The organism is Pseudoflavonifractor phocaeensis, assembly GCF_016901735.1.
GTDB lineage: Bacteria > Bacillota > Clostridia > Oscillospirales > Oscillospiraceae > Pseudoflavonifractor_A.
This window is the reverse complement of the sequence record NZ_JACLZC010000001.1, coordinates 148,934-157,431: the sequence shown is the minus strand read 5'-3', so window position 1 is coordinate 157,431 and position 8,498 is coordinate 148,934. Positions and strand designations below refer to the sequence as shown.

At 62.9% G+C, this 8,498-nt stretch carries 10 protein-coding genes; 9 read left to right on the top strand and 1 reads right to left on the bottom strand.

Translation table 11 applies throughout. The features are described from left to right. Both H7U37_RS00780 and nagB read left to right on the top strand, forming a co-directional pair. A partial coding sequence (locus H7U37_RS00780; protein ID WP_204872836.1) for an alanine:cation symporter family protein occupies positions 1-623 on the top strand: 623 nt, incomplete at its 5' end. A gap of 144 nt (positions 624-767) precedes the next feature. Then, positions 768-1,520 carry a glucosamine-6-phosphate deaminase gene (gene nagB / locus H7U37_RS00775; protein WP_204872835.1) on the top strand — a complete coding sequence of 251 codons (753 nt, stop codon included), beginning with the start codon at positions 768-770 and terminating at the stop codon, positions 1,518-1,520. Between the two features lie 75 nt (positions 1,521-1,595). Here the strand turns inward: nagB and H7U37_RS00770 are convergent, their stop codons facing one another. Further along, positions 1,596-2,528 (bottom strand): S1 RNA-binding domain-containing protein, encoded by a 933-nt coding sequence (locus H7U37_RS00770; RefSeq protein WP_243413673.1) that lies wholly within the window; start codon positions 2,526-2,528, stop codon positions 1,596-1,598. Positions 2,529-2,718: 190 nt separating this feature from the next. Here H7U37_RS00770 and H7U37_RS00765 point away from each other — a divergent pair, with 190 nt between their 5' ends. The 7 genes from H7U37_RS00765 to H7U37_RS00735 all read left to right on the top strand — a co-directional run bounded on the left by H7U37_RS00765 (position 2,719) and on the right by H7U37_RS00735 (position 8,476). Then, the gene (locus H7U37_RS00765; RefSeq protein ID WP_204872834.1) at positions 2,719-2,910 is read left to right on the top strand and encodes a DUF951 domain-containing protein; all 192 of its coding nucleotides are present in this window, start codon (positions 2,719-2,721) and stop codon (positions 2,908-2,910) included. Further along, entirely contained in the window at positions 2,907-3,962 is a 1,056-nt protein-coding gene (hisC, locus tag H7U37_RS00760) for a histidinol-phosphate transaminase (protein WP_204872833.1), read from the top strand. Before H7U37_RS00765 ends, hisC begins: the two co-directional genes overlap by 4 nt. Positions 3,963-4,071: 109 nt before the next feature. Continuing rightward, the gene (gene pyrH / locus H7U37_RS00755) at positions 4,072-4,794 is read left to right on the top strand and encodes a UMP kinase (RefSeq protein ID WP_204872831.1); all 723 of its coding nucleotides are present in this window, start codon (positions 4,072-4,074) and stop codon (positions 4,792-4,794) included. Between the two features lies 1 nt (position 4,795). Continuing rightward, the gene (frr, locus tag H7U37_RS00750) at positions 4,796-5,350 is read left to right on the top strand and encodes a ribosome recycling factor (protein ID WP_204872829.1); all 555 of its coding nucleotides are present in this window, start codon (positions 4,796-4,798) and stop codon (positions 5,348-5,350) included. Positions 5,351-5,438: 88 nt separating this feature from the next. Continuing rightward, positions 5,439-6,185 (top strand): isoprenyl transferase, encoded by a 747-nt coding sequence (locus tag H7U37_RS00745; protein WP_204872827.1) that lies wholly within the window; start codon positions 5,439-5,441, stop codon positions 6,183-6,185. A 1-nt stretch (position 6,186) separates the two neighbouring features. Continuing rightward, complete coding sequence (locus H7U37_RS00740) at positions 6,187-7,008, top strand: phosphatidate cytidylyltransferase (RefSeq protein ID WP_204872825.1); 822 nt, start codon at positions 6,187-6,189, stop codon at positions 7,006-7,008. 331 nt (positions 7,009-7,339) lie between these two features. After that, positions 7,340-8,476 carry a 1-deoxy-D-xylulose-5-phosphate reductoisomerase gene (locus tag H7U37_RS00735; protein ID WP_204872823.1) on the top strand — a complete coding sequence of 379 codons (1,137 nt, stop codon included), beginning with the start codon at positions 7,340-7,342 and terminating at the stop codon, positions 8,474-8,476. The last annotated feature ends 22 nt before the right edge of the window (positions 8,477-8,498 follow it).

Here is an 8,498-nt window from a genome sequence, read left to right as displayed (position 1 = left end):
GGGTGGGCTACGGCCTGACGGCGGCGCTGCGCTACGGCGTTGCCCGGGGGGTATTCACCAATGAGGCGGGGGTGGGATCGTCGGCCATCGCCCATGCGGCGGCCGATGTGGACCAACCGGCGGAGGAAGGGATGTGGGGCATTTTAGAGGTTTTTGTGGCCACGATGCTGGTGTGTACCATGACGGCTCTGGTGATCCTGACGGCGGGGGTGTACGATCCCGGAACGGCGCTGGCGGCGTTGACGGAGGGGCGGGTATCGGACGCCATGCTGGGCGCGCCGCTGTCGGCGGCGTCCTACGCGTCGGCGCTGGGCGGCGGCGGTACGGCGCTGGTGGCGGCCAGTCTGCTGCTCTTTGCCTTCACCTCGCTGGTGGGGTGGAGCTATTACGGTGAACGGAGCCTGTCCTATCTGCTGGGGGGGACGCGGGGGCGGCGGCTTTACCGGCTGGCCTTTCTGGGGGCCATCGTGGCGGGGAGCGTGGGCGAGCTCCGGTCGGTGTGGGAGCTGGCGGACATCTGGACGGGGCTAATGGCCCTCCCCAATCTGACGGCGCTGCTGCTGCTGACGCCGGAGGTCCTCCGCTGTCTGGACCAGTGGCGAAACAATGGCCGCCGCTATTGACAAGGCAATTTGAAAATTGTACAATCCATACAACGAGAGCGGGACAGACAGAAGGGTTCTTTGGCGAAATTGAGGACAGCCCGGAGGACGGACCGGTCTGAACTGCCGCACTCAGTTCTTGTTTGAAGCAGGAGGAAACAAACGATGAGAGTTTACTGTGCCGAAAATTATGAGGCCATGAGCCGTCGGGCGGCCAATATCATTTCCGCCCAGGTCATCACCAAACCGGACAGCGTTCTGGGCCTGGCTACGGGCGGCACCCCGGTGGGCGCCTACCGGCAGCTGGTGGAGTGGTATAAAAAGGGGGACCTGAGCTTTGCCGAGATCCGTTCGGTGAATCTGGACGAGTATTACGGCCTTTCTCCCTGGCATGAGCAGAGCTACCGCTATTTCATGCAGAGCAATCTTTTCGACCACATCGACATCCGCCCGGAAAACACCCATGTGCTCAACGGTCTGGCGGACAACGCCCAGCGGGAGTGCGAGCGCTACAACCAGCTCATCCACGATCTGGGCGGCATTGACCTCCAGCTGCTGGGGATGGGGCACAACGGACACATCGCCTTCAACGAGCCGGGGGACGATTTTGGCCTGGAGACCCATCTGGTGACCCTGACGGACCGGACCATCGACGCCAACACCCGCTTTTTCGAGCGGCGGGAGGATGTGCCCCGTCAGGCGCTGACCATGGGTATCAAGAACATCATGCGGGCCCGCCGGATTCTGATGGTGGTCAGCGGAGCGGATAAGGCGGAGGCGGTGTACCAGGCCTTCTGCGGCCGGGTGACCCGGGATGTGCCCGCCTCGGTGCTCCAGCTCCATCCGGATGTGACGCTGGTGGGCGACCGTGACGCGCTGAGCAAGCTGCTGGAGGCCGGCGTACCGGTCTGCGGCTGAGACGGTAAGAAATCGGACATAAGAGAGGGCCGGGATACGGAACGAATGCCGTATCCCGGCCCTTTTGCGGGCGGATCAATCGAGAAAGACCGTTTCCGCTCCCACCCGCGTACAGCCCTCGGGGGCGTATTTCCAATGGGTGAGCCGTCCCTCCCGAATAAAGTAGGTGAGGGGAGGGGGCGGCGCGGGGGGAAGCACGCCGATGACCAGCAGCTTGAGCTTCATCCGCTGGGGGAGGATGGCCTTGATGTATACCGAGACCCGGTCGCCCTCCTGCAAGCCCGGGTGGAGCTCGGCCAGACCGGCCAGGTTGGGCGCCAGCTCGATGAATACGCCGTAGCGCTTGATGCCCCGTACGATGCCCGGGACCGTCATACCGGGGCGGAAGGGGGCGGCGTTTTCCGACCAGGTGCCCAGCAGCTCCCGGTGGGTCAGGTAGATGCGGCCTTTTTCCCGGTCCCGGTCCAGCACCACCGCCCGGATGGACTGCCCCACGGCGAAGCGGGCGGCGGGGTGTGGGATGCGGGAGACCGAGATATGTTCAATCCCGATCATGGAGGTGACGCCGCAGCCCAGATCCACAAAGGCGCCGAAGGGCTCCAGGTGGGTGACCACGGCGGGGAGGACGGTGCCGGCCGGGGCGTCCAGCAGGCGGTCCAGGGCCTTTTGCTGGGCGCGGCGGCGGGAGAGCCGGGGGACGATCCGGCCGCTTTCGCCCTGCAAGCCGTCCACCAGGAAGGAGACGGGCCGTCCCACCCGGGAGAGGATGGCGATGTCCCGGGTAGAGCCGTCGGCAATGCCCAGGGCGGTCTCCTCCCGCGGCATGAAGCCGGTGCGTCCGTTTCCAAGGGATACGATGAGATTGTGGTCGGCGTCGCAGAGGAGGGCGGTGCCCTCCAGAAGGGTCTCCCGGTCCATGGCCTGGCGGAGCCCCTCCAGGGAGGCGCAGGCGGCGCGGTTTTCCGGGGCGGCGATCAGGGTGCCTTCGGTGGGATAATATCCATTCAAAACGACCAGATCCTTTCTTGGGCGGAGACGCGCCATAGCTGCAAAACGGTCCCGCCTTCCGTTTCCCGCCGGCGGGTGGGATGGGATACCACTATATGCGCCCCGCCTTCCGGAATTGACAGCGGCGGAAAGGGAATTTATAATGGTAACCATGTCCGGCAAAGAACAGAGAAAGGCGAGGTGGGGTCAGATGGACGTCCGGGTCGGCGATGTGCTGGAGCTGAAGAAATCCCATCCCTGCGGCAGCCGGGAATGGCTGGTGCTGCGGGTGGGAATGGATTTCCGCCTGCGCTGTCAGGGCTGTGGACACGAGCTGATGATTCCCCGCAGCAAGGCGGAGAAGAGCATCAGGAAGATCAAGCGGAACGAGGGAGCACAATGAAAGAATTTTGGAGCCAACGGATCAGGGACATGGTGCCCTACACGCCGGGTGAACAGCCCAAGGGGCGTACGTTCATCAAGCTCAACACCAATGAAAATCCATATCCGCCCGCGCCCGGCGTGACGGCGGCCATTCAGGCGGCGGCCGGGGAGGGGCTGCGGCTCTATCCGGACCCGGAGTGTACCCAGCTGCGGGCGGCGCTGGCGGCCTATCACGGGGTCACGCCGGAGCAGGTTTTTGTGGGCAACGGCTCCGACGAGGTGCTGGCCCTGTGCTTTCAGGCCTTTTTCTGCGGCGGCAAGCCGGTGGTATTCCCCGACATCACATATAGCTTTTACCCGGTCTATGCCGCTCTGTACGGGGTAGACTACCGGCTCATTCCCCTCAACGAGGATTTCACCGTCCCGGTGGAGGCTTTTTTGGGGGAAAACGGCGGCGTGCTCCTGCCCAACCCCAACGCGCCCACCGGCCGGGCCCTGTGTCTGGACCAGATCGAGCGTCTGGCGGCGGGCAATCCGGAGGCGGCGGTGGTCATTGACGAGGCTTACGTGGATTTCGGCGCGGAGTCCGCGCTGGCGCTGCTGGACCGGTACCCCAATTTGCTGGTGGTGCGCACCATGTCCAAATCCCGGGCGCTGGCCGGTCTGCGGGTGGGCTACGCCATCGGCAGCGCCAATTTGATCGCCGGTCTGAACTGCGTAAAAAATTCCTTTAACTCCTACACCGTGGACCGGCTGGCCCAGGCTGGGGCGCTGGCGTCGGTGGAGGACGAGGCTTATTTTCAGGAAAACCGCCGGAAGGTCATGCACACCCGTACCCGCGTGGCGGCGGAGCTGGAGGCGCTGGGCTTCACGGTCTGTCCGTCCCAGGCCAATTTCCTCTTTGCGTCCCATCCCGCCCACGGCGGCAAGGAGTTGCTGGACGGTCTGCGGAGTAAGGGCGTGCTGGTCCGCTGGTGGGATCAGCCCCGGATCTCCCGCTATCTGCGCATCAGCGTGGGGACCGACGGGGAGATGGACGCGCTGCTGTCCGCGCTGAAAGAGCTGCTCTGAGGGCGGGAAGTTGCGAACAAATTGTAAAAAGTTTTTGTCAAGCACTATGCAAAGGGATAAAAATATTATAGAATAGCAAAAGACAAATGCCATGGAAGGGGCTGAATGTATGAGCGAGCCGCAGTACAAGCGGATTCTTTTGAAAATCAGTGGTGAGGCGTTGGCCGGCGAGGCGTCCAGAGGTCTGGACTTCGGCGTCATCGGCGAGGTCTGCGAGGTCATCAAGGAGTGTACCCAGATGGGGGTCCAGGTGGGCATCGTCGTGGGCGGCGGCAACTTCTGGCGGGGCGTCAAGGACGGCGCCGGCCGGATGGAGCGCACCCGTGCCGACCACATGGGCATGATGGCCACCACTTTGAATTGCCTGGCTCTGGCCGACGTGCTGGAGCAGATGGGCGTGGAGGTGCGTGTGCAGACCGCCATCGAGATGCGGGCCATTGCCGAGCCCTATATCCGCTCCCGCGCCATCCGGCACCTGGAAAAGGGCCGCGTGGTCATTTTCGGCTGCGGTACCGGCAACCCGTTTTTCTCCACCGATACGGCGGCTGTGCTCCGCGCCGCCGAGATCGACGCGGACATCATCCTGCTGGCCAAGAACATCGACGGCGTGTACAGCGCCGACCCCAACAAGGACCCCAACGCCGTGAAGTATGACTTCATTTCCTATGACGATGTGCTGGCGCAGCATTTGCAGGTCATGGACTTCACCGCCACCAGTCTCTCGATGGACAACAAGATCCCCGTGCTCCTCTTCGCGCTGAAGGACCCCAAGAACATTCTCCGCGCGGTGATGGGCGAACAGATCGGTACCATTGTAAAGGAGGAAAAGTGAGATGAATGAGATCCACAAGCCGTACGACCAGAAGATGCAAAAGACGATCGAGGTCATCATGAGCGACTTTGCCGCGGTGCGCGCCGGCCGGGCCAACGCGGCGGTGCTGGACAAGATCACCGTGGATTACTATGGCAGCCCCACGCCCATCAACCAGGTGGCGTCCATCTCCTCGCCCGACCCCCGGACCCTGGCCATCCAGCCCTGGGACAGCTCCATCCTCAGAGCCATTGAGAAGGCCATCCAGACCTCCGACCTGGGCATCAACCCCCAGAACGACGGCCGCGTGATTCGTCTGGCCTTCCCCCAGCTGACCGAGGAGCGCCGCCGGGAGCTCACCAAGCAGGTGCGCAAATACGCCGAAAACGGCAAGGTGGCCATTCGGAACATCCGCCGGGACGCGGTGGAGACCTATAAGGCCATGAAGAAGAAGGCGGAGATCACCGAGGACGATTTGAAGGAATATGAGAAGGAGATGCAGGACCTGACCGAGCGCCGCTGCAAGCAGATCGACGAGCTGGCGGCCAAGAAGGAAGCCGAACTGATGGCGGTCTGACCCTGGCTCACATGGAATCACTGCGGTGCGGGGCGTACGACGCCCCGCACTCAAATTCTGAATTGATTAGGATAAGAGGATAGAAGCCATGGCACTTTTTCAGCCCAAACGGGAAGCGCCGTCTCAGGTGGATTTTGAACACCTGCCCAGGCATGTCGCCATCATCATGGACGGGAACGGCCGCTGGGCCAAACGGCGCGGTCTGCCTCGCACGGCGGGACACGCCGCCGGCGCCGAGACCTTCCGCACCATCGCCACCTATTGCAAGGACATCGGATTGGAGTATCTCTCGGTTTACGCCTTTTCCACGGAAAACTGGCGCCGTCCCATGGAGGAGATTTCGGCCATCATGGGACTTTTGAAGAAGTATCTGCTGGAAGCCATCGCCAAGATGGAGCGGGACCGGGTCAAGATGAAGTTTTTTGGAGACCTTTCGCCGCTGACGCCGGAGCTGCGCCAGCTCTGCCTGGAGACGGAGGAGATTTCCCGCCACTATGACGGCGTCCAGGTCAACATCTGCCTCAACTACGGCGGCCGGGATGAGCTGGTCCGGGCGGCCCGGGCCTTTGCGGCGGACTGCCTGAAGGGCGGCGCCCGCCCCGAGGATCTGACCGAAGCGACCTTCTCCAACTATCTTTTTTCCGCCGGGGTTCCGGACCCGGACCTGGTGATCCGGCCCAGCGGGGAGCTGCGGCTGTCCAATTTCCTGCCCTGGCAGGCGGCCTATGCCGAGCTCTACTTTACCGATGTGCTCTGGCCGGATTTCAGCAAGGAAGAGCTCAACCGTGCGCTTGCCGACTATCAGCACCGCGCCCGCCGCTTTGGGGGTGTGTGAGATGACGAAACGGATTCTTGTGGCGGTGGTCTGTGTGCCGCTGCTTCTGGTGCTTCTCTACGTTGTCTCTCCTGTTTGGCCTCTGTCGGTGACCATTTTTATCGCGGCGCTCTCCGCGCTGGCGGTCCATGAGTCGCTGTGGTCCACCGGCTTCGTCAAAAATGCCCGGATCTCCGGCCTTTCGCTGACGCTGGCGGCGCTGACCCCCTTTTGGGTGCACTTTAACGGCAACAGCTCCACGGCGCTTTTTGGGATTTATATTTATGTGGTGCTTCTTTTTGCCGAGGCCATCCGCAGCCGTCAGACGGTGACCATGGAGAAGATGGGCGGCGCCTTTTTCCTGGCCATTATGATCCCGTTTTTCCTCTCGTCCATCGTGCGTATCCGTCAGATGGAGCTGTGGCCCTATCTTATTTTGATGCCCTTTGCCGCGGCCTTCCTCAGCGACGCCTTTGCCCTGTTCGCCGGGATGCTCTTTGGCAAGCATAAGCTGGCGCCGGTGCTCTCCCCCAAAAAGACGGTGGAAGGGGCCGTGGGCGGATTGTGCGGCGCTGTGGTGGGTATGCTGGTCTACGGCCTGGCGCTGGAGCTGATCTGGGACCGGTCGGTCAGCTACCCCTTGCTGATGCTCTATGGGGGCTTGGGCAGCGTGGTGTCTCAGCTGGGAGACCTTTCGTTCTCCTACATCAAGCGGGAGTATGGTATCAAGGATTTCGGCAATATTTTCCCGGGACATGGCGGGGTGCTGGATCGCTTTGACAGCGTCATCTTTTGTGCGCCCCTGATCGAGCTCCTCCTCCGCTGCCTCCCCGCCGTCTCCTAACCTACTTCCTTTCGAGAAAGAAAGTAGGCAAAGAAAGCTTCCGTCCAGCGCGTTCCAGGCGACTGCCTGCGGGACAGAAAGGCAGGCAAAGAAAGCTTCCATAGATACCCGACTGGAAGCCTCTGCAAGACGAGAGACTAAGCTATGCAATGCGGAAAAAACGTTCCGATAACAGACCGGCTCACCCCTTCGCGCAGCGGACCGCCCGGGGGGATTGCAAAGGGGGGTTGAAGCCCCCCTTTGCCCCTTTTGGTCCAGGCCCTTTTCGGGAAAAGGGCCTGGCGCCGCCCGCGCAGGGCAAAACCTTGGGAAGGGAAGTGTGAGAGAAAACATGAGGAAGCAAATTTCGATCCTGGGTTCCACCGGCTCCATTGGCCGCCAGACCCTGGACGTGATTTCCGGCTGCGGGTTCCAGGCGGTGGCGCTGACCGCCAACCGGGATGTTGCCCGGATGGAGGAGCAGTGCCGCCAATTCCGGCCGGAGCTGGCGGTAATGATGGACCCCGAGGCGGCCCAAGCGCTGCGCATCGCCCTGGCGGATACCTCCGTTCGGGTGGCGTCCGGCATGGAGGGCCTCATTGAGGCGGCCAGTCTGCCCGCAGCGGACACGGTGGTGACCGCTGTGGTGGGGATGATTGGTCTGCGTCCCACGCTGGCGGCCATTCGGGCGGGAAAGCGTATCGCCCTGGCCAACAAAGAGACGCTGGTCTGTGCCGGCCAGCTGGTGATGGACGAGGCCGCCCGCTGCGGGGTGGACATCGTACCGGTGGACTCGGAGCACTCGGCGATTTTTCAATGTCTCCAGGGCTGCCGGGACCGGGGCGAGGTCAAGCGCCTGATTTTGACGGCCTCCGGCGGACCCTTCTGGGGCAAGACCCGGGAGGAGCTGGAGGGCGTGACGGTGGCCGACGCGCTCCATCATCCCAACTGGTCTATGGGTGCGAAAATCACGGTGGATTCCGCCACCATGATGAATAAGGGCCTGGAATTCATCGAAGCCATGCGGCTTTACCGGCTGCCGCCGGAAAAAATTTCGGTGCTCATTCACCGGCAGAGCATCGTTCACTCGCTGGTGGAATATTGTGATAACGCGGTGTTGGCCCAGCTGGGCACGCCGGATATGCGCGTTCCCATTGAATACGCCCTGACCTGGCCCAATCGGGGCCCGGCGGTGGCTCAGGCGCTGGATCTGACGGCCTGCGGGGCGCTGACCTTTGCCCCGCCGGATGACGCGGCCTTCCCCAGCCTGCCGCTGGCCATCGAAGCGGCCAAGCGGGGCGGCACGGCCACAGCGATCCTCAACGGCGCCAACGAGGCGGCGGTGGGTCGGTTCTTGGCGGGGGAGATCGGCTTTTTGGAGATTCCCGCCCTGGTGGCCCACGCGCTGGAGACAGTGCCGGTGCAGCCGTCGCCCGATTTGGAGACCATCCTGGCCGCCGACCAGGCGGCCCGCCGGGCGGTCCAATAATCCACAAAGGAGCGTCGGGGCC